Raw genomic sequence first — 20378 nt, 5'->3', positions numbered from 1 at the left:
CCAGCGTCTCCCGCAGGGGCGCGCCCATGTTCCGGGCCCGGTAGCCCCGCTTGTACAGCCCCTCGCCGGAGGTATCCAGGTACAAAAAGGCCCGGTCCTTGATGATGGCGAACTGAATCTGGTACCGGCTTCCCGTCTCCGGCAGGGTCTCGCAGCCATAGGCGTTCCCCAGCCGCCGGGCGGCGGCCTTTTTCACAATGGCCTGACAGGCGGGAACCGAGTGGAGCGTGGAGTTCAGGGAATAGCCCTTCACCGGGAATTCCCCCTCCTTGGGAATGAACTCCTCCCAGGGCAGGGACAGCACGCCCTGGAACAGCGCCTCAAAGTCCGGGGCAGGGAAGGAGCCCAGCTCCATCAGCACCCGGGCCCCGCAGCGCAGGCCGATATTCAGCCGGGGAATGTCGGCAAGGGTTCCGCCGCAGTGGACCCGGCCGTTTTCCGCCCGGACGTCCGGAAGTCCCAGGCGTTTCATCTCATCGGATACCAGGCTCTCCAGGCCCAGAAGGCAGGGAACGGTCAGAGTCAAGAGAATCCCCCTCCTTTTTGGCTTTTTCGTGTAGTATAACAGGAATGGGCGCGGTTTTCAACTCCCCGAAAAAACGAGGCCGCCCTTGTGAATTGTTACTAAAATGAAACACTATTTCCCGGCGGGCTATGCTATACTGTAGGAGAAGACAAACACGGAGACTGAAAGGAGGCGTCTTATGGACATTTTTATCTGGTTGTGGCTGGGGGCCATCGTTCTCTTCGGCGTGGCCGAGGTTCTTACGGAGAGTATGGTTTCCATCTGGTTTGTCGCCGGGTCCCTGGCGGCGCTGTTCACCTGCATGTCCGGCTGGTCCCTGGACCCCCTGTCCGGCATCGGTACTCAGGTGCTGGTGTTCGCCGTGGTGTCCGCCGCGGCGCTGGTTCTCAGCCGGCCCCTGGTCCGGCGCTTTATGTTGCGGCCCTCCGTGCCCACCAATTCGGACCGGGTGCTGGGCATGGTGGCCAAGGTGACGGAGCCGGTGAATAACGAACAGGCCTCCGGCGCGGTGTACGTGGACGGCAAAACCTGGACCGCCCGCAGCGACGACGGCAGCGTCATTCCCGCCGGGACCCAGGTGAAGGTGCAGAAGATCGAGGGCGTCAAGCTCCTGGTCCATATATCTGAAAAAATGGAGGTAGTTAAATAATGTGGTGGATTCCGATTTCGATTGTCATTGTGCTGTTGGTGATTCTTATTATTTCCAACGTCCATATCGTCCAGCAGTCCCAGGCCTACGTCGTCACCTGGCTGGGCCAGTTCCACGCCATCTGGAACCAGGGCCCTCACGTCAAGGTTCCCTTCGTCATGCGGGTGGTGAAGAAGGTCTCCATGAAGGAGCAGGTGGCGGACTTCCCGCCCCAGCCCGTCATCACCAAGGACAATGTCACCATGCAGATCGATACGGTCATCTATTTCCAGATCACCGACCCCAAGCTCTATACATACGGTGTGGAGCACCCCATGAGCGCCATTGAGAATCTGACGGCCACCACCCTGCGGAACATCATCGGCGACATGGACCTGGAACAGTCCCTCACCAGCCGGGACATCATCAACTCCCGGATGCGCTCCATCCTGGACGAGGCCACGGACCCCTGGGGCATCAAGGTCAACCGGGTGGAGCTGAAGAATATCATTCCCCCCAAGGACATCCAGAATGCCATGGAAAAGCAGATGAAGGCCGAGCGGGAGCGCCGGGAGGCCGTCCTCCAGGCCAAGGGCCAGAAGGAGAGCCAGATTCTGGTGGCCGAGGGTGAGAAGCAGGCCGCCATCCTCCGGGCCGACGCCGCCAAGGAAGCCGCCATCCTTCAGGCCGAGGGCGCCAAGCAGGCCCGCATCATGGCCGCCGAAGCGGAGGCCGAGGCCATCACCCGGGTGCAGACCGCCCTGGCGGAGTCCCTGCGCCTTTTGAACGCCGCCGCCCCCAACGACCAGGTGGTGAAGCTGAAGGCCCTGGAGGCCATGCAGAAGGTGGCCGACGGCAAGGCGACGAAGATCATCATTCCCAGCGAGCTGCAAGGTCTGGCGGGTCTCGCCGCCAGCGCCAAGGCGGTGTTCGAGAGCGAGGACCCTACCTTTTCTCGCGAGAAAAAGTAGGCAAAAAGAGCTTTCGCACGCTCTGACAGTCTGGTATAAAAATCAAGTCGAAGCGACGGCAGCGAACAGGGGCCCCATCCATCGGATGGGGCCCCTGTTTTCTCTCTTCCACCGTGCGCGGCCCATTCTCTCTTTTCGCAAAAGAGAGAATGGGGGCGCATTGGACCAGCTGGCATCTCAGCTGCAATCTCCCCATATTATTGGGGCTTTACGATCAGGTTCACCAAGCGGTTTTTGACGAAGATGGTCTTTACCACCTGCATCCCCGCCGTGGCCTTCTGGACCTTCTCCACCGTCATGGCGGCGTCCACCACGGCCTGCTCCTCGCTGTCCGTGGGCATGGAAACCGTGCCTTTCAGCTTGCCGTTCACCTGGACGGCGAAGTCCACGGTGGAGGCCACGGTCTTGCTCTCGTCATAGACGGGCCACTCGCTCTGGCAGCACATCTTGCCAGTCCCGGCGGCGAAGCCGAACTTCTCCCACAGCTCCTCGGTGATGTGGGGGGCGAAGGGGTTCAGCAGCTGAATCAGAATCTTCATGTCCCCCTTGGTGACGCCGTTGGCCGTCAGCTCGTTGACGGCGGTCATCATGGCGGCGATGGCCGTGTTCATCTTCAGGCTGTCGATGTCCGCCGTGACCTTCTTGATGGTCCGGTGGAGAATGGCCTCGTTGGCGGGGGAGGGGTTCGGGTCGTCCTTGGTGCTTTCCGCCAGGTTCCACACCCGGTCCAAAAAGCGCTTGGAGCCCTTCACGGCCTCGGTGGACCAGATGGCCGCCTGCTCGAAGTCGCCCACGAACATGATATAAAGCCGCATGGTGTCCGCGCCGTACTGGGCCACGATGTCGTTGGGGTTCACCACGTTGCCCCGGGACTTGGACATCTTCTCGCCGCCCTCGCCCAGAATCATGCCGTGGCTGGTGCGCTTGGCGTAGGGCTCCTTGGTGGGGACGACCCCGATGTCATAGAGGAACTTGTGCCAGAAGCGGGAATAGAGCAGGTGGAGCGTGGTGTGCTCCATGCCGCCGTTGTACCAGTCCACGGGGGACCAGTAGTCCAGGGCCTCCTTGGATGCCAGGGCCTTGTCGTTGTGGGGGTCCATATAGCGCAGGAAGTACCAGCTGGAGCCCGCCCACTGGGGCATGGTATCCGTCTCCCGCTGGGCGGGGCCGCCGCACTTCGGGCAGGTGGTGTTCACCCAGTCCGTCATCTTGGCAAGGGGGCTCTCGCCGGTATCCGTCACCTCATAGCTCTCCACCTCCGGCAGGAGGAGGGGGAGCTGGTCCTCCGGCAGGGGGACCCAGCCGCACTTCGGGCAGTTCACCAGGGGAATGGGCTCGCCCCAATAGCGCTGGCGGCTGAACACCCAGTCCCGGAGTTTGAAGTTGGTCTTCTTCACGCCGTAGCCCTCTTTCACGGCGTGTTCCTTCATGGCGGGGATGGCTTCCTTGACGGTCATGCCGTTCAGGAACCCGGAGTTAATCATGATCCCGTCGTCCTTGGCAGTATAGGCGGATTTGGTCACGTCGCCGCCTTCCACCACAGGAATGATGGGCAGGCCGAACTTGGTGGCGAAGTCCCAGTCGCGCTGGTCGTGGCCGGGCACGCCCATAACGATGCCGGTACCGTAGCCCATCAGCACGTAGTCGGAGACGAACATGGGGACAGCCTCTCCGTTGGCGGGGTTTGTGACCAGAACGCCCTCCAGCCGGACGCCGGTCTTGTCCTTGTTCAGCTCGCCCCGCTCAAAGTCGCTCTTTCGGGCGGCCTCCGCCTGATAGGCGGCCACCTCGTCCCAGTTGCCGATGCGGTCCTTCCACTTCTCCAGTAGGGGGTGCTCCGGGGAGATAACCACATAGGACACGCCAAACAAGGTGTCCGCCCGGGTGGTGTAGACGCTGACGGTATCCCCCATATTGGTCTCAAAGGTCAGCTCGCAGCCCTCGGACCGGCCGATCCAGTTGCGCTGCTGAATCTTCACCCGGTTGATGAAATTCACGTCGTCCAGATCGTCAATCAGCCGGTCGGCGTACTTGGTGATGGCCAGCATCCACTGGGATTTCTCCTTGCGGATGACCTCGCCGCCGCAGCGCTCGCAGACGCCCTCCACCACTTCCTCGTTGGCCAGGACGATCTTGCAGCTGGTGCACCAGTTCACGGGCATGGAGGCCTTATAGGCCAGGCCCTTTTTGAACATCTGGAGGAAAATCCACTGGGTCCACTTGTAGTAATCCGGGTCGGTGGTGTTGACCTCCCGGTCCCAATCGAAGGAGTAGCCCAGCATCCGCAGCTGCTTGCGGAAGTTGGACACGTTGTCGTGGGTGACCTTGGCGGGGTGGATGTGGTTTTGGACGGCGTAGTTCTCCGTAGGCAGGCCGAAGGCGTCGTACCCGATGGGGAAGAGGACGTTATAGCCCTGCATCCGCTTCTTGCGGCAGATGATGTCCATGGCGGTGAAGGGCCGGGCGTGGCCCACGTGGAGCCCCTGGCCGGAGGGGTAGGGGAACTCGATGAGGCCGAAGAATTTCTCCCTCGTCTGGTCCCCGTTGACAGCGGTGAAGGGCTTTTCCTCCAGCCACTTCTGCTGCCATTTTTTCTCAATGGCGGTAAAATCGTATTTCATGCGTCTTCTCCTTTATGATTTGAAAAGTAATGACAAATATGGTTAAATCCGCTCAAAGCCCAGATACCGTGTACCCTGGAAGCTCAGGTTTCCCCGGTCTCCCTCCGCCAGCATGCCGTATTCCGGGCCGCTGACGGAAAACTCCATCCGGTCCCCGCTCTCCACTTGGAAGGTGGCGTAATAATGGGTGGAAGAATGGTGCATATGGTTCTGGCCATGATGGTGGGTGACGTCGGTTCGCTTGGCGGCTACCTCGGCGGAAACCGTCAGCCGGGGGGAGGCGTTATTTTTGCTCCAGGTGCTGACGCCCCGGACCACAGACAGGATCACACCGCCCACGACAAGCACGAATATCACTGTGATGAAGAGCGGGGCGATTGTAAACATCATGCTGTTGAAACCGCCCATTCCAAACCCCATGCTCATGTCTTTTCTCCTTTCTTCAACGACGAAAACGCCCCCAGCCAAACGGCCAGGGGCGTGGATGCACGCGGTACCACCCTGTTCAGCCGCCGGAGGCGGCCCTCATGGCCCGGTAACGGGGGCAAGGCGTCCCGCCCTACCTGTCGGGCGGGAGACTCCGGGACCAGTCATACACAGGGGCTCCCCCGCCGGCTCGCACCATCCGCCGGCTCTCTGAGGGCGGGACCATCCCCCGTCTTTTTCCCTTCATCGTCTTTCAACAGGCCCTATTGTACGGGGAAGGGACCGTTTTGTCAAGGGGAATCTGACCAAAAAACCGCCCGGGACAGAACCCCGGGCGGTTTTCAGGCCGGATTTACTTCTCCTTCACCTCGTCGAAGAGCTTTTCAATTCCCGCGTCCGGGGCCGGAGTGAGGAGACTCACGATCACGATGGCCGCCAGACCCACCACGAAGGCGGGCAGCAGTTCGTAGATGTCCAGCGCGCCGCCCATGGGACGGACCAGGAACTTCCACACGAAGATCATCACGCCGCCGGCCACCAGGCCCGCCATGATGCCCTGGCGGTTGCTCCGCTTCCAGTAGAGGGCGCAGAGGATGGCGGGGCCGAAGGCCGCGCCGAAGCCCGCCCAGGCGAAGGACACGATCTGGAAGACGTTGCTGTTGGGGTCCGAGGCCAGGAACAGGGCGATGACGGCGATGACCACCACCGTCAGCCGGGCGATGAGCATGGTCTGCTTCTCCGTCAGCTTCACGCCGAAGACCTCCTGGACAATGTTCTCTGAAAAGGCGGAGGAGGCCGCCAGCAGCTGGCTGTCCGCCGTGGACATGGTGGCGGCCAGGATGCCCGCCAGGATGCAGCCCGCTATAATGGCGGGGAAGACGCCGTAGGTGGACAGCAGGTCCGAGAGCCGGACGATGATGGTCTCCGTAGCGCTGCCCTCCAGGAAGGGCACCCGGCCAGCGGCGGACACGGCGTGGCCCACGATGCCGATGAACACGGCCACGCCCATGGAAATCACCACCCAGGTGGCGGCGATGCGGCGGGAGAGGGTCAGCTCGTTCTCGTCCCGAATGGCCATGAACCGCACCAGGATGTGGGGCATGCCGAAATATCCCAGGCCCCAGGCCATCATGGAGACGATGCGGATGACGCCGTAGGGGTCCGCCCCGCCGGTGGACACATTATAGGTCTCCGTGAAACTGAAGAAGCCGGGGAGGGTCCGGGCATGGGCCATGACGGCGTCCATGCCGCCCGCCTGAACCACGCCGAAGACCACAATGACGGCCAGGGCGGCGGTCATGATGACGGACTGAATCAGGTCCATCGTGGCCACGGCGTTAAAGCCGCCGATGGAGGTGTAGCTGATGATGACGATGGCGCCGACGACAACGGCGGCCATGTAGTCCCAGCCGAAGAGGCTGTTGAAGAGCTTGCCGATGGCGGCCAGGCCCGAGGCGACATAGGGCACGAAGAAGATCAGGATAATCAGGGCGGAAATGCACATGATGACAGGTCTCTTCTCGCCGTAGCGCCTGGAGATGAAGCTGGGGATGGTGATGGCGTCCAGCTTCACGCTGTAGCGGCGGAGCTTCTTGGCCACCAGCAGGAAGTTCAGATAGGTGCCCACGGCCAGGCCGATGGCGGTCCAGCTGGCGTCCGCCACGCCGGAGAGGTACGCGAGGCCCGGGATGCCCATGAGCAGATAGCTGCTCATGTCCGAGGCTTCGGCGCTCATGGCCGTGACCAGGGGGCCGATGCCCCGGCCGCCCAGGTAGAAGCCCTCGGCGCTCTTCTTGGAGCGGCGGCCAATCATCACGCCGGTGAAGATGACGAAGCAGAGGTACAGGATCATTGTACCCATGATGCAGATTTGTGCGGTAGACATAGTTTCTCTCCTTTTCTGTTCAATGGGTGATATCATAGCATACTTTTTACTAGAATGAAAGACAGAACGAGGTATAGAATGCAGTCTATACTTCGTTCTGTATCAATTCCGTGGGATTCTGATTTTAAAGTACTTTGACGCTGTACGGTTTTTAGGGGGAATCGTTTACCAAATCGGAAAAGACCGCTTCAATTCCGCCAGCTCTCCAGGAAGGTCGGCGTCATGGCGTCCGTATAGGCCACCAGGGAATATTCCCCCCCGCAGAGGCACCAGTCGTACAGCAGCGCCCGCTCCCAGAGGGCGTAGGCCTTCACAATTTCATTCACCGTCCGGTCCGTCCGCAGCTGCCCCGCCCGCTGGCCCTCGGCGATGATCTTCCGCAGCAGCTTGAAATAGGTGCGGTTCCGGTCCAGGAGATGCTTTTCCCCCCGGGTCAGCAGCTGCGTGGAGAGAAGGCGTGCCAGCAGATCCAGGGAGATGCCCCCGTCGATCATGGCAAAGAGCTCGTGATTCAAAAACACCAGCTTCCCTATGGCGTCCAGGCCGGGGTCCATGACGGGAATCAGCTCCTCGTACTTCTCATCAAAGACGTTGGAGAGGGTGCCCAGCAGGGCGTCCTTCCCGTCGAAGTAGTGGTAAAAGGAGCCCTTGGAGGTCTCGGACTCAAAGACGATGTCCTCAATGGTGGTGTCCTCATAGCCCTGCTCATAGAAGAGCTTCCAGGCGGCGGAGATGATGCGGCCCTTGGTGTTTCGGGCGTTCTTTCTGGGCATGGCAGGGCCTCCTTTCCAGGGACGTTGGAATTTCATGGTTGACAGCCCGGGGAGGGGCTGGTATAATTAACGCAAACTGAACGTGGCTGGGTCTGCGGGCGCAGCCCGTCACGTTGATCGCTCGAAGATTTGGCCGCTTCCTATAGCCTGGGGGCGGTTGTTTTCTTGCTGTGCGCCGGAGGGCGGCGGGACATTTCCCGGCCAGCGCTTCCTCTTTCGCTGATACTGATATACCACACTTCGCCGGACGTGTCAACGAAAAGCCCGGCGTTCCGGTCCCCCCGCGCCCAAGCCGGCGGTGTCTGCCGGAATGCCGGAAGAGGAGGACAGATCATGGACCTGATCTATAAAAAGGCGTCTCTCGAAGACCTGGAGCTGCTGACGCAAACCCGCGCCCACGTTCTGCGGGCCGCCAACGCCCTGCCCGAAGACGCCGATATGAACGAGGTGAAGCGGCAGACCCGCCGCTACTATGAAACGGCGCTTCCCGGCGGCTCCCACATCGCCTATCTGGTCTTTGACGGGACGCGGCTTGTGGGCTCCGGCGGCGTCAGCTTTTTTCAGGTGATGCCCACATATCACAATCCCAGCGGGAAAAAAGCCTATATTATGAATATGTACACAGACCCCGCATACCGAAGAAAGGGCATCGCGTACCGGACGCTGGACCTGCTGGTGCGGGACGCGAAGCGCCTGGGCGTTACCGCCATCTCCCTGGAAGCAACCGACATGGGGCGGCTCTTGTATGAGGCATACGGCTTTGTCCCCATGAATGGCGAAATGGAACTGCCGGAGTGACCGGACCTCCGCCCGCCGGGCGGAAAGAGCGCAGCGTACTCCGCACTTTTTGCAAGGTTTTTAGCACATTCTCCGGTATTCATTTGCGGAGAGTGCGTTTATAATGAAAGCAGACAAGGAGGAGGACCCCATGAAATTCTGGAAAATGAACGGGGCCGGAAACGACTTCATCATCCTCAACAACCTGGAAGAGCGCCTGCCCCACGACGTTCTGCCTCAGATCGCCCGGACGCTGTGCGAGCGGCATCTGTCCATCGGGGCCGACGGGCTGATGGTGACGGAGGCGGCGGACCAGGGCGGCGACTTCAAGATGCTGTTTTTCAACTCCGACGGCAGCGTGGGGGAGATGTGCGGCAACGGGGCCCGGTGCATCTGCCGCTATGGCTTTGAAAACGGTCTCGCCAAGGAGGCCCAGGCTGTGGAGACCACCGCCGGCATGATCTTCGGCCGGCGGATGGGCGGCCGCCTCTACCGCATCCGGCTCAACGACCCCACCACCATCCGGCTGGACTGCCCCGTGGAGGCGGACGGCGTGCGGTACGCCTGCTCTTACGTGGAGCTGGGGAACCCCGGACTGCCCCACGCGGTGATTCCCTACCACGATCTCCAAAACGCCCCCGCCCATGAACTGCGGGAGCTGGGGCGCAGCATCCGCTGGAACCCCGTCTTCCCCAAGGGGGCCAACGTGAATTTCTACGAGCTCATCGGAGAGGACCGGATCTACGTGCGGACCTTCGAGCGGGGCGTGGAGGATTTCACCTACGCCTGCGGCACGGGCACCGGGTCTGCCGTCGCGGTGCTGACCCTTCAGGGGAAGGTCAGCGGCCACCAGGTCCGGGCGGACATGACCGGCGGGACGCTGTTCGTGGACGCGGAGCGCACCCACAGCCACATCACGGAACTCCACCTTACCGGCCCCACCAACGTCGTCTGCAAGGGCGAGGTCACGGACGAGGACCTTGCCCTCTGACGGGATTCCCAGGGCAGCCCTGCGGAGCGGGCGGATGAAACCCCCGCGGACCGCCGTCCTCCGGTCACGCCGCAGCCGCCGGGCCCCGATTCGCCGTGTGTAGAAATCAGGAGGGAAATTATGGAAAAGAAATCCATCGCGAAGAATTACGCGTTCCTGGCCGTCATGCTGGGCGCCATGATCCTGGGCGCCATCCTGGGCTGGGTCTGGCCCGCCGAAGTGGACGCGGACGGAAACGTCCTCTCCGGCACCGGAGCCACGGTCCTCAAGCCTCTTGGCACCGTGTTCATCAACATGATGTTCTGCGTCGTCGTTCCTATGGTTTTCGCCTCTATCTCCAGCGCCGTGGCCAACATGGAGAGCCGGAAGCGGGCGGGGAAGATCATGGGCGTCACCGTGGGGACCTTTGTGGTCACCGGGGCCATCGCCGCCGTCATTATGTATGTGCTGATGATGGTTTTTCCGCCGGTGCCCGCCGCCTGGACGAATCTGGCTGCCGAGGAGATGGGGGAGTACGCCACCCTGCCGGACATGATTGTCAACTTCTTCACCGCCAGCGATTTCAGCGGCCTGCTGACCCGCCGGGCCATGCTGCCTCTGATCGTGTTCTCCCTTCTCTTCGGCTTCGCCGTGAACCTCAACGGCGGCAAGGAGACTCCTGTGGGACGCTTCCTGGATGACCTGGCGGGGGTCATGCTGAAATTCGTGAAGATCATCACCTACTACGCGCCCATCGCCTTCTTCGGCTTCTTCGCCGATCTCGTGGCCACTTACGGGCCCCAGATTACGGAGAACTACGCCCGGGCTCTGGCGGTGTACTACCCCCTCTGCTTTGTTTACATCTTCACCGCCTGGCCCCTCTTCGCCTGGTTCGGCGGCGGCAGGGGCGCCATCGACGTCATGTTCCGGCACATCACCAAGCCCGCCGTGGTGTCCCTGGGCACCTGCTCTTCTGTGGCCACCATTCCCACGAATATGGAGGAGGCCGTGGACACCGGCATCCGTAAGGACGTGGCGGACATGGTGCTGCCCCTGGGGGCCACCATGCACATGGACGGGTCCTGCTTCAGCTGCGTGCTGAAAATTGCCTTCGTCCTGGGCGTGTTCGGCCAGAAGCTGACCTTGGGTATGCTGATCCCCGTGGTGCTGGTGGCGGTGCTGAGCTCCGTGGGCATGAGCGGCGTCCCCGGCGGCGGGTACATCGGCGAGTACATCATCTGCTCCATCTTCTTCCCCGCCCAGATGGAGATCGCCTTCCCCATTCTGGTGGTCATCGGCAATCTGGTGGATCCCCCGGCAACTATGATTAACGCCGCCGGCGACTACGTGACCTGCTTCATCGTCTCCCGGTTTGTGGACGGGAGGGACTGGCTCCAAAAGCAGCTGAAAAAATAAATGCAAGACGCCCGCGCCTTTCGGCGCGGGCGTCTTTTGCTGTCCGGTGTCCTGCGGCGGCACGGAAGGGTCATACGGACCTTCCCAGCTCCTCCGCCTGCCGGAGCTGGCTGGGCTGCTTATAAACCGCGCCGGCCTCCATATTTCCTCCGGCGTAGACAATGCCCAGGTCCCGCCAGCCCATATGCCGGGTCAGCCCCTCATAGAGAGCCCGGACGGGGGCGAAATTCTCCTCGTCGCTTCCCTCCGCCGCCATCAGCAGAACACAGTCCTTTTTCGGATTGGCATACTCCGCGTCCAGCTCCGCCACGGCAAACAGGCGGTCAAAGGCGCATTTCAGCTGCCCGGTAATATTCCAGTAGTACATAGGAGAGGCCAGAACCACTATGTCCGCCGCCTGATAGGCGGGATAAATCTTCTCCATATCGTCCTTCTGCACGCAGGGGCTGGCCGGGTCCTTTCCTCCGCCGCAGCAGCCGAGACACCCATGGATGTTCATCTTTTGCAGGTCGAAGCGCTCCACATGGTGTCCGGCCCCCGCCGCGCCTTTTTCAAACGCCTCGATCAGCGCCTTGGTATTCCCCTTGGCCCGGGGGCTGCCGTTGAGAATTAAAATGTGCTTGCTCATGGAAAAACCTCCAGATTTGTGATATACTCACTCTATCAGAAAACCTGTCAAAAGAAAAGTACGCACATAAAGGTTAGATACTATCCAAAAGGAGAGCGTTCCATGAACCAAAACTGCGCCGGAAGCGCCAACTTCCAGGACACCGGCTTTCACTACACTCTGTCCCTCATCAGCGGCAAATACAAAATGGTCATTCTCTACTGCCTGATGGAATTCGGGGTAGTCCGCTATAACGAGATGAAGCGCTATATCGGCTCCATCTCCCACAAAACCCTCAGCACCGCCCTGAAGGAATTGGAGCGGGACGGCCTCATCCTCCGAAAGGAATACCCGCAGATTCCGCCGAAGGTGGAGTACCGCCTCTCCGCCAAAGGACAATCCCTGATGCCGGCGCTGGACGGTCTGTGCGTCTGGGGGGAGAAGAACCGGGACCCGCAAAGCGGCGAATGAGGTTTTCGCCTGCCGGGAGCCGTTCCCCCGGCTCCCGGTCAGGCATCGCTGCGATGCTCCGCATAGAACGCGTCGTAATCCTTCAGCATCTCCACCAGCAGATTTGGCGTGTCCAGCCCGTAGGGGCAGCGGCTCTTGCAGGCATCGCAGCGGACGCAGCTTTCAATCCGGTGCATCTTCTGGTACCACTCGTCCGTCATATACTTCTGGTAGGGCGAGCGGCGCAGCAGGGCGGACATCCGGGCCGCCTGGGGAATGTCGATTCCGGCGGAGCAGGGCAGGCAATAGCCGCAGGAGCGGCAGAAGCTCCCCACCAGCTCCTTCCGGTCCGCCTCGATGACGGCCCGGAGCTCCGGTGTCATATGGGGGTCCTGCCGGGTAAGCTCCAACCACTGGTCCAGCTCCCACTCGTGCTGGACGCCCCAGATGGGCACCACATGGGGATACTCCCGCATGAAGGCATAGCAAGCTGCGGCGTTGTTCAAAAGCCCTCCGGAGAGGCCCTTCATGGCGATGAAGCCCATATCGGCCTGTCTGCAATCTTCCACCAGGCTCAGCTCCTTGTCGGTGGTCAGGTAGCAGAAGGGGAACTGGAGGGTCTCAAAGTCCCCGGAGGCGATGGCCTCCCGGGCCACGTGGAGGCGGTGGTTGGAAATGCCAATGTGGCGGATATAGCCCTTTTCCCTCATCTCCAGCGCGGCGGCAAAGGGGCCGTCGGGGTCCTGAATATCCGGCAGCTTCGCGGGATTGTGGAACTGGAAGAGGTCGATGTAATCCGTCCGCAGGGCGCGGAGGCTCTGCTCGATGTGGCGGAGGACGGTCTTTTTGTCCCCGCCGCCGCTCTTGGTGGAGATCACCACGCTCTGCCGGGGAACGCCCTCCAGGGCCTCGCCCAGTTTCTCCTCGCTGTCGGTATAGGAATTGGCGGTGTCAAAGTAGTTGATGCCGCCGTCCACGGCCCGCCGGATCAGCCGGACGGCCTCCGCCTTGGAAATCCGCTGAATGGGCAGGGCGCCGAAGGCCGTCTTCGTCACCCAAAGCTCCGTGCGTCCCAGTCTGACTTTTTCCATAGCTCCTCCTATTACAGGGCCAGGGACAAACTGCCCCCGGCCCCAAATCAAAGTATTAGAAGTGTAAGTATTTCATCTCAGCGATGCCGGCGCGCTTTGCCGCCGCCGCTCCGGCCGGGTCAATCACCAGACCTCCAGAGCGGAATGGAAGCGCGGCTGCTTCCTTTTTTGAAAAGGAAGTCAGAAATCCGGGCCGCAGCTGTTGGTCAGGGCCTCCAGAATCTGGTAGCGGTCCATCTGGAACGACTTGGTCATGGCCAGGGCCTCCTCCATCTCGATGTCCGCCAGGCGGCCGTCCAGAATACCGATGATCTGGTTGCCCTGACCCTCAGCCAGAACCCGGACCGCCTCATAGCCCATGCGGCTGGCGGTTTCCCGGTCCCGGGCGCTGGGGGAGCCGCCCCGCTGGATGTGCCCCAGAACCGTGACCCGGGGGTCGATGCCCAGCTCCTTGTGGATGCGCTCGCTGATCTCTATGGCGTTGCCCGCGCCCTCGGCCACCACCACCATGTAATGGGTGGTGCCCGCCAGACGGGCTTTGCGGATCTTCTCCACAATGTCCCGCTCGAAGTCCGGCTCCCGCTCGGGAATCAGCACGGCGGTGGCGCCCACGGAGATGCCCACATACAGCGCCAGATACCCGGCGTGACGGCCCATGACCTCCACCACGGAGCAGCGCTCGTGGGACTGCATGGTGTCCCGGAGCTTATCGATGCATTCGATGGCGGTGTTGCAGGCGGAGTCAAAGCCGATCGTATAGTGGGAGCAGCCAATGTCGTTGTCAATGGTGGCGGGGATACCCACTACCCGAAGATTCATGCCGTCCTTGGCGGCCTGGCGGCTGATGGCCAGGGCTCCCCGGAAGGTCCCGTCGCCGCCGATGGCGACGATGCCGTCCAGTCCCAGAAGGCGGCAGGTGGCCAGGGCCTTGGCCCGGCCCTCCTCCTCCATAAACTCCAGACTCCGGGCGGTGTAGAGCATGGTGCCGCCCTTGTTGATGATGTGGCTGACACTGGAGGAGTTCAGCGGGACGAAATCGCTGTTGATCAGGCCGTTCCAGCCCCGGCGGATACCAATGCAGCCGATACCCCGGGCGATGGAGGCCCGGACTACGGCCCGGACAGCCGCGTTCATGCCGGGAGCGTCGCCGCCGCTGGTGAGAACACCGATTCTCTTTACCTTTTTCTCCATAAGATAACCCTCCTGACGAATTTCACCGGCCAAGCCGATTTTCTCCTGTATAGCATGATACCCCTGAGAAGGCGAGATGTCAAGGCGGGGTTTTCACGGTAAGGGAATCAGGCGGAGCGCCGGTCCATTCGCGCCATAAAGAAGGCCAGGGCGAATCCGGCGGCGCAGCACAGGGCGGAGAGCGCCATTTCCCCCGCCCCGGCGTACTGGGTGGGGACGATTACCAGGGTGGAGGCCGCCACAAACCCCAGGATTCCGTGAAAGGCCGCAGCGTAATGCCGGCGGAAGAGCCACGTCACCAGCCGGGCCAGCAGGGCGATGGTCAGTCCCATCCCCGGCAGGGCGGCGGAGAGCACCAGGAAGTCCAGCCGGGCCAATCCCTCCAGCACCGGCTGATACAGCCCCAGGGCCATCATGACGGAGGAGGAGGTCATCCCCGGAATCACCACGCCCATGCCCCACAGGGCTCCGCAAAAGTTGTACCACCAGAAATTGGGCTCCACCTCTACGTGGACCACCCGGCTCATATAGAACAGTCCCGCGAACACCGCCAAGGCGCAGAGGGCAAAACTCACCCAGGCGGAGGCGGAGCGGCCCTCTTTCCCCGCCTCCCGAAAGAGGGAGGGGGCCGTCCCCGCGATGAGGCCGATGAAGAGCCAATAGGTCACGGCGGGGGAGAGGGAAATGGCCGCAGCGATGCCACGGGCCACCCCCATAAAGCCCACGCACCATCCGATTCCCAGGGGGATCAGCATCCGCCAGTACCGGGGAACGGCCCTGCGGGGGTGGGTGAGCACTTCCATAAAGGGGCGGTAGATGTCGAACACCACCGCCAGAACGCCGCCGGAGACCCCGGGGAGTATGGCCCCCGAGCCGATCAAAATACCGCAGAGCAGATTGCGCAGCCAGCGGCTCCGCTGTTGTCTCCCTTCGTCCAACGCCGGTTTCCCCCTTTCTGAAAAGCGCGGAAAATTTTCGCAAAATATGATACCAGTTTTACCCGAGTCTTGCAATCTGATTCCGATTTTCCGGGCAAAAAAAATTCTCCCGTTCTTCTGTTTTTGTAGATTCTGCTGGTATTTTTGGGGGGGTGGACCCCGTTTTTCTGGGTGGATTGCCGTTGACAGAGCGGAGAAAACCGTGTAAACTACAAAGCAATTCGAGCAACTTTATAACCGCAAAGACGATGAAGAGAAGAGTAAGCCGGACGATACGTCAAAGAGAGCCCCGATTGGTGAAAAGGGGTACGGAAGGGCCGGCCGAACATGGTCTTGGAGTTGCGCCGCCGACTGCCGCAGGGCATAGGCCGCGACGGGAGCGCCCGTGACAGCGCGGGAGTGTGTTGGCACTTCATGAGGCCGTCTTCGTGAGGAGACGCGCGAATCAAGGTGGTATCACGGCGCGGGTCCGCGCCCGTCCTTGAAGCGAAACGCTTCAAGGGCTTTTTGTTTTCCCGGGGAGGAACCAGACCCCGGCCGCCGGAAGCGGCGGATGCGCCTCCTCTTTTCAATTTCCCGTAAAGGAGCTGCTATCGTGAGCGAATCCATCATCCAAATCCAGCATCTGAGCAAGACCTTCGGCGGCGGCGAGGCGGAGGTCCACGCCCTGGAGGATATCAGCCTGGACATCCGCCAAGGGGAGATTTTCGGCATCATCGGCCTCTCCGGCGCGGGGAAATCCACCCTGGTGCGGTGCATGAACCTTTTGGAACGCCCCACCTCCGGGACGGTGATTGTGGACGGCAAGGACATGACCGCTCTTTCCGAGAAGGAGCTGCGCCTCCAGCGGCGGAAGATCACCATGATCTTCCAGAGCTTCAATCTGCTGATGCAGCGAACCTGTCTGAAAAACGTCTGCTTCCCCATGGAGATCGCCGGGGTCCCCCGGGCCCGGGCGGAGCAGCGGGCCAGGGAGCTTTTGGAGCTGGTGGACCTGGGGGATAAGGCCGCCGCCTATCCCTCCCAGCTCTCCGGCGGGCAGAAGCAGCGGGTGGCCATCGCCCGGGCCCTGGCCACGGACCCCAAGGTCCTCCTCTGCGACGAGGCCACCTCCGCCCTGGACCCCACCACCACCGCCTCCATCCTGGGGCTTTTGAAGGACCTGAACGCCAAGCTGGGCGTTACGGTGGTGGTCATCACCCACCAGATGAGCGTCATTGAGGAAATCTGTTCCCGGGTGGCCATTCTGGACGGGGGCGTTGTGGCCGAGATGGGGGAGGTGCAGGATATTTTCTCCAACCCCTCCACCGACGCCGCCCGGCGTCTGGTATATCCCGGCGGTATCAGCGCCGCCCAGTATCCCCCCAACACCCGGGCCGTCCGGATTTCCTTCAACGGCGGCACCGCCTATCAGCCCCTCATCGCCTCCGTGGCCATTGACTGCGGCGTGAAGCTGAACATTCTGGGGGCGGACACCCGAAATGTGGGGGGCAAGGCCCTGGGGACCATGCTGCTGGGCCTGCCGGAGGACCCCAACGAGGCCGCCAAGGCCCTCAGCTACATCCGGGCCCAGCCCAACGTTTCCGTGGAAGAGGTGGAGTATCATGAGTGAGATTTTTACCCCCGCCTTCTGGGGGGAGTACGGCGGTATCCTGGCGGAAGGCCTTCTGGACACCCTGATTATGGTGGCCGTATCCACCCTGTTTGCCTATCTGATCGGCCTGCCTATGGGGGTGATCTCCGTGCTGACCCAGCCCCACGGCATCCGGCCCCACAGAGCGGTTAACGCCATCCTGGGATGGATCATCAACATCGGCCGCTCCTTTCCCTTCGCCATTTTGATGGTGGCCCTCTTTCCCTTTACCAAGCTGGTCATGGGGACCCGGCTGGGTCTCCGGGGGGCCATACTGCCTCTGGTGGTGGCCTCCGCCCCCTTCGTGGCCCGGATGGTGGAAACCTCTCTCAGCGAGGTGGATGCAGGCGTCATCGAGGCGGCCCGGTCCATGGGGGCCTCCACCTTCCAGACCGTCTGGAAGGTCTACCTGCCCGAGGCCATGCCCTCTTTGATTCTGGGGGGGTCCATCACCCTGATTGCCATTGTGGGCTATACCGCCATTGCCGGCATGGTGGGCGCGGGAGGCCTGGGAGATCTGGCCATCCGCTATGGACACCAGCGCCACGTCCCCTCCGTCATGTGGGTAACGGTGGTCATTCTCATCATCCTGGTCCAAGTTGTTCAAAGCGTTTTCAGCCGCTTGTCGGTGCGCATCGACAAACGTTTGAAATAAAAAGGCTTCCCCTTCCGCCCCGGCCTCTCACGCGCGCAGAGAGAACGGAGGATGGAAGACGGAAACCGCCGAAGACCATTCGGAACAAGTCTGTTGGCTTTTAATTGGAGGAACACAACATGAAAAAGAAGATTTTCGCTCTTTCCCTGGCCCTGATTCTGGCCCTGTCCCTGGCCGCTTGCGGCGGCAAAAAAGCCGCCACCCTCAAGGTCGCCGCCTCTCCCACCCCACACGCCGAGATTCTGAGCCAGTGCGTGGATATTTTGAAGGAACAGGGCATTGAGCTGGTGGTCACGGAGTACTCCGACTATGTGGTGCCCAACACCGCCGTGGAAGACGGGGACGAGGACGCCAACTACTTCCAGCACGTCCCCTATCTGGACGACTTTAACGCCGAGCGGGGCACCCACCTGGTGAGCGTGGCGGGCGTCCACATTGAACCCATGGGCCTGTACGCGGGCAATTCCGCCTCTCTGGACGCCATCCCCGAGGGGGGCAAGATCGCCGTTCCCAACGACCCCACCAACGAGGGCCGGGCTCTGCTGCTGCTGGAGGCCCAGGGGCTTATTAAACTCCAGGACAGCTCCAACCTGTCCGCCACTCCCAAGGACATCGCCGAGAACCCCAAGAATCTGGAGTTCGTGGAGCTGGAGGCCGCTCAGGTTCCCGCTGCTCTGGACGAGGTGGACATTGCCGCCATCAACTCCAACTACGCGCTGGGCGCGGGATTGAACCCTGTGGAGGATGCCCTGGTCATCGAATCCGCTGACTCCCCCTATGTGAACGTGCTGGTGGTCAAAGAGGGCAATGAAAACAGCGACGCCGTGCAGGCCCTGGTGAAGGCCCTCCAGTCCGACACGGTGAAAGACTATATCAACAACACCTATGGCGGCGCTGTGATCCCCGCGTTCTAAGTACTTTTTTCGAGAAAAAGTACCAAAAAGCGTTTGCGTGCTCTGCCGGTCCGGCAATTGTTTTGGCCGGCGCGGCGGCAACGGACACGATGTTTTGCGCAAAAAGAGGTCCGGGATTTTTCCCGGGCCTCTCCTTTTTCACCTTTTTTATCTTCCCAGCCATTTCCGGACCGTCAGCGCGGCGCACATGCACAAAAGCAGCGTCAGCGCCCCCTGTCCCCAGAGGAGATTATAGCTGACGGCCTCTTTGTCCCGCCGCCGCGCCGCCGCCACGGAGGCAAACACGTACAGCGACACCGCCACAAAAACCAGCGACAGAATCTCCGCCGTCCCTTCCCAACCCAGGGCCGCCGCGCCCAGGTACAAAAGGAAGCCCGCTCCGGAAACCATGGCCCCCCAATTCAGCCGCTTTGCGCCGCGCAGCAGCAGGGAGTTCCGACCTCTCATTTATATACCCTCCGTTGATTATCATCATTTTATTTACGGTCTGTATCTATTTTGTATAGCCGTTCACCATGACGTCCAGCACCCTGGCGGCGACGCTGCCCGCCGCGCTGCTGCCTCCGCCGCCGTTTTCCACCAGGACCACGAAGGCGTAGGGCGCATCCTCGTTTTGGAGAAAGCCGGAGAACCAGGCGTGCGGGGCCCGGCCCTCGCCCACCTCGGCGGTGCCGGACTTGGCGCACAGGTCCATGTTGGGGAAGCGGCTTTTGCCATAGGTCTTTTCCACGTTTCCCGCCATCAGCTCCGCCAGCTTCTCCGCTGTGGACCGGGAGACCAGCTCTTCGGTCCTGCGGGTCCAGCGGGGCAGGGAGGGGAGACCCAGGGCGCTTTGGGTCTTTAAGATCAAGTAAGGCTCCGCCGCCCTGCCGCCGTTGGCAATGGCCCCCATGTACACCATCAGGGCGCAGGGGTTCACCAGGTCCTTGTCCTGACCCACCCCCGCCCAGCCCAGACGGCCCTGGGTGAGGTCCCAGTCAAAGGAGCCCTTGGCGGAAGGGATGCCGTCCAAACGATAGCTGGCGGTGAGGCCCGCCTTCTCCGTATAGCGCCGGAGCACGTCCGTCCCCAGCTCCGCGGCGATCCCGGCAAAGGCGGCGTTGCAGCTGTTGGCAAAGGCGGCGGCGACATCCTGTTCCCCATGGACGCCGGAGCAGACAATCGTCTCCTCTCCCACCTGAACGGAACCGGCACAGCTCCAGGTCCGGCTCTCGATATCCGGCAGATTCTCCAGCGCCGCCGCCAGGGTCACGGTCTTGTAAACGGAGCCCGGCGTGAAGACAGAGGAGAGGAAGCGGTTCAAATAAGCTCCCTTCCAGCGGTCGTTGGTCTCGATATCCTCCGGGACCCGAAGGGGGTCGTAGCTGGGCGCGGAGACCATGCAAAGCACCTCGCCGGTCTTGTAATTGTACACCGCCACGGTTCCGGACCGTCCGTTCAGAGCCTGATAAGCCTCATAATTGTACCGGGCGTCAATGGTCAGCGTCAGCTCTCCGCCCCGGTCCGCGCCGAAAGCGCCGTTGACCAGATTCCACCCGGTCAGCCGGTCCGCGAAAGCGTTCAGCGCCCCGGTTCCAATGTTTCCCTGAAGATCCCCCACAGCGTGAAGGGCAGCCTTGCGGACCGTATCACTGTCATAATACGTCCGGACTCCATTCTCCACAGAGGACAGCACATCCCCATCCCGGTCCAGCACGGTTCCGGCGATCAGCTGGCCCTGGGAGTTATAGAGGTGGCGGTTAAAAGCGGCAGAAGCCCAGTTCCCTCCCTGTACAACCACACGGAAGAGAAAGAATCCCATTCCCACCGCCAGCAGCAAAGCCAGCACAAGGCAAACGAACGCCCGATTCTCGATTAGATCGGAAGAGCACACGTCTGAACTCCAGTCACATTACTCGATCTCGTA

At 61.6% G+C, this 20378-nt stretch carries 18 protein-coding genes, 1 pseudogene and 1 other annotated feature; of the genes and pseudogenes, 9 read left to right on the top strand and 10 right to left on the bottom strand.

Going from position 1 to position 20378, the window contains the following annotated elements:
• Positions 1 to 526: pseudogene (locus QZ329_RS11230) on the bottom strand (class I SAM-dependent RNA methyltransferase); the annotation flags it as partial.
• 178 nt (positions 527 to 704) lie between these two features.
• On the opposite strand from QZ329_RS11230, the gene QZ329_RS11225 reads away from it, so the two are divergent.
• Together QZ329_RS11225 and QZ329_RS11220 are read left to right on the top strand one after the other, a co-directional pair.
• On the top strand, positions 705 to 1175 hold the full coding sequence (locus tag QZ329_RS11225) for an NfeD family protein (protein WP_295752625.1): 471 nt from the start codon (positions 705 to 707) through the stop codon (positions 1173 to 1175).
• Positions 1175 to 2125, top strand: coding sequence for a stomatin-like protein (locus tag QZ329_RS11220; RefSeq protein ID WP_295752623.1), 951 nt, complete (start codon positions 1175 to 1177; stop codon positions 2123 to 2125). The genes QZ329_RS11225 and QZ329_RS11220 overlap by 1 nt, the downstream gene beginning before the upstream one ends.
• A gap of 197 nt (positions 2126 to 2322) precedes the next feature.
• Here the strand turns inward: QZ329_RS11220 and leuS are convergent, their stop codons facing one another.
• The 4 genes from leuS to QZ329_RS11200 form a co-directional block, all read right to left on the bottom strand.
• Positions 2323 to 4746: a leucine--tRNA ligase gene (gene leuS / locus QZ329_RS11215; protein WP_295752622.1), complete on the bottom strand. Its 2424-nt coding sequence runs from the start codon at positions 4744 to 4746 to the stop codon at positions 2323 to 2325.
• Positions 4747 to 4788: 42 nt separating this feature from the next.
• Positions 4789 to 5172, bottom strand: coding sequence for a DUF2500 domain-containing protein (locus QZ329_RS11210; protein WP_295752621.1), 384 nt, complete (start codon positions 5170 to 5172; stop codon positions 4789 to 4791).
• Between the two features lie 352 nt (positions 5173 to 5524).
• On the bottom strand, positions 5525 to 7057 hold the full coding sequence (locus tag QZ329_RS11205) for a sodium/proline symporter (RefSeq protein WP_295752620.1): 1533 nt from the start codon (positions 7055 to 7057) through the stop codon (positions 5525 to 5527).
• 188 nt (positions 7058 to 7245) lie between these two features.
• The gene (locus QZ329_RS11200; RefSeq protein ID WP_295752619.1) at positions 7246 to 7830 is read right to left on the bottom strand and encodes a TetR/AcrR family transcriptional regulator; all 585 of its coding nucleotides are present in this window, start codon (positions 7828 to 7830) and stop codon (positions 7246 to 7248) included.
• A gap of 333 nt (positions 7831 to 8163) precedes the next feature.
• On the opposite strand from QZ329_RS11200, the gene QZ329_RS11195 reads away from it, so the two are divergent.
• The 3 genes from QZ329_RS11195 to QZ329_RS11185 all read left to right on the top strand — a co-directional run bounded on the left by QZ329_RS11195 (position 8164) and on the right by QZ329_RS11185 (position 10993).
• Complete coding sequence (locus QZ329_RS11195; RefSeq protein WP_295752616.1) at positions 8164 to 8628, top strand: GNAT family N-acetyltransferase; 465 nt, start codon at positions 8164 to 8166, stop codon at positions 8626 to 8628.
• A gap of 130 nt (positions 8629 to 8758) precedes the next feature.
• Complete coding sequence (gene dapF / locus QZ329_RS11190) at positions 8759 to 9598, top strand: diaminopimelate epimerase (protein WP_295752614.1); 840 nt, start codon at positions 8759 to 8761, stop codon at positions 9596 to 9598.
• Between the two features lie 120 nt (positions 9599 to 9718).
• The gene (locus QZ329_RS11185; RefSeq protein ID WP_295752612.1) at positions 9719 to 10993 is read left to right on the top strand and encodes a dicarboxylate/amino acid:cation symporter; all 1275 of its coding nucleotides are present in this window, start codon (positions 9719 to 9721) and stop codon (positions 10991 to 10993) included.
• Between the two features lie 70 nt (positions 10994 to 11063).
• Here the strand turns inward: QZ329_RS11185 and QZ329_RS11180 are convergent, their stop codons facing one another.
• Positions 11064 to 11621 (bottom strand): flavodoxin family protein, encoded by a 558-nt coding sequence (locus tag QZ329_RS11180; protein WP_295752610.1) that lies wholly within the window; start codon positions 11619 to 11621, stop codon positions 11064 to 11066.
• 102 nt (positions 11622 to 11723) lie between these two features.
• Here QZ329_RS11180 and QZ329_RS11175 point away from each other — a divergent pair, with 102 nt between their 5' ends.
• Entirely contained in the window at positions 11724 to 12071 is a 348-nt protein-coding gene (locus QZ329_RS11175; protein WP_295752608.1) for a helix-turn-helix domain-containing protein, read from the top strand.
• A gap of 38 nt (positions 12072 to 12109) precedes the next feature.
• On the opposite strand, the gene QZ329_RS11170 is transcribed toward QZ329_RS11175, so the two are convergent.
• From QZ329_RS11170 to QZ329_RS11160, 3 genes are all read right to left on the bottom strand, one after another.
• Entirely contained in the window at positions 12110 to 13141 is a 1032-nt protein-coding gene (locus QZ329_RS11170; protein WP_295752606.1) for an aldo/keto reductase, read from the bottom strand.
• Between the two features lie 180 nt (positions 13142 to 13321).
• Positions 13322 to 14332, bottom strand: coding sequence for an ATP-dependent 6-phosphofructokinase (locus QZ329_RS11165; RefSeq protein WP_295752604.1), 1011 nt, complete (start codon positions 14330 to 14332; stop codon positions 13322 to 13324).
• A 107-nt stretch (positions 14333 to 14439) separates the two neighbouring features.
• Complete coding sequence (locus tag QZ329_RS11160) at positions 14440 to 15270, bottom strand: DUF368 domain-containing protein (protein ID WP_295752601.1); 831 nt, start codon at positions 15268 to 15270, stop codon at positions 14440 to 14442.
• Between the two features lie 239 nt (positions 15271 to 15509).
• Positions 15510 to 15756: a binding site (T-box leader), on the top strand.
• 121 nt (positions 15757 to 15877) lie between these two features.
• On the opposite strand from QZ329_RS11160, the gene QZ329_RS11155 reads away from it, so the two are divergent.
• The 3 genes from QZ329_RS11155 (at position 15878) to QZ329_RS11145 (ending at position 18472) form a co-directional block, all read left to right on the top strand.
• Positions 15878 to 16882 (top strand): ATP-binding cassette domain-containing protein, encoded by a 1005-nt coding sequence (locus QZ329_RS11155; protein WP_295752628.1) that lies wholly within the window; start codon positions 15878 to 15880, stop codon positions 16880 to 16882.
• The gene (locus tag QZ329_RS11150) at positions 16875 to 17558 is read left to right on the top strand and encodes a methionine ABC transporter permease (protein WP_295752599.1); all 684 of its coding nucleotides are present in this window, start codon (positions 16875 to 16877) and stop codon (positions 17556 to 17558) included. The genes QZ329_RS11155 and QZ329_RS11150 overlap by 8 nt, the downstream gene beginning before the upstream one ends.
• Positions 17559 to 17677: 119 nt before the next feature.
• Positions 17678 to 18472, top strand: coding sequence for a MetQ/NlpA family ABC transporter substrate-binding protein (locus QZ329_RS11145; RefSeq protein ID WP_295752596.1), 795 nt, complete (start codon positions 17678 to 17680; stop codon positions 18470 to 18472).
• A 147-nt stretch (positions 18473 to 18619) separates the two neighbouring features.
• On the opposite strand, the gene QZ329_RS11140 is transcribed toward QZ329_RS11145, so the two are convergent.
• The gene (locus tag QZ329_RS11140) at positions 18620 to 18919 is read right to left on the bottom strand and encodes a hypothetical protein (RefSeq protein ID WP_295752594.1); all 300 of its coding nucleotides are present in this window, start codon (positions 18917 to 18919) and stop codon (positions 18620 to 18622) included.
• Between the last annotated feature and the right edge of the window lie 1459 nt (positions 18920 to 20378).

The organism is uncultured Oscillibacter sp. (assembly GCF_910579365.1).
Taxonomy (GTDB): Bacteria; Bacillota; Clostridia; order Oscillospirales; family Oscillospiraceae; genus Oscillibacter.
This window is presented reverse-complemented; position numbering and strand designations above follow the sequence as displayed.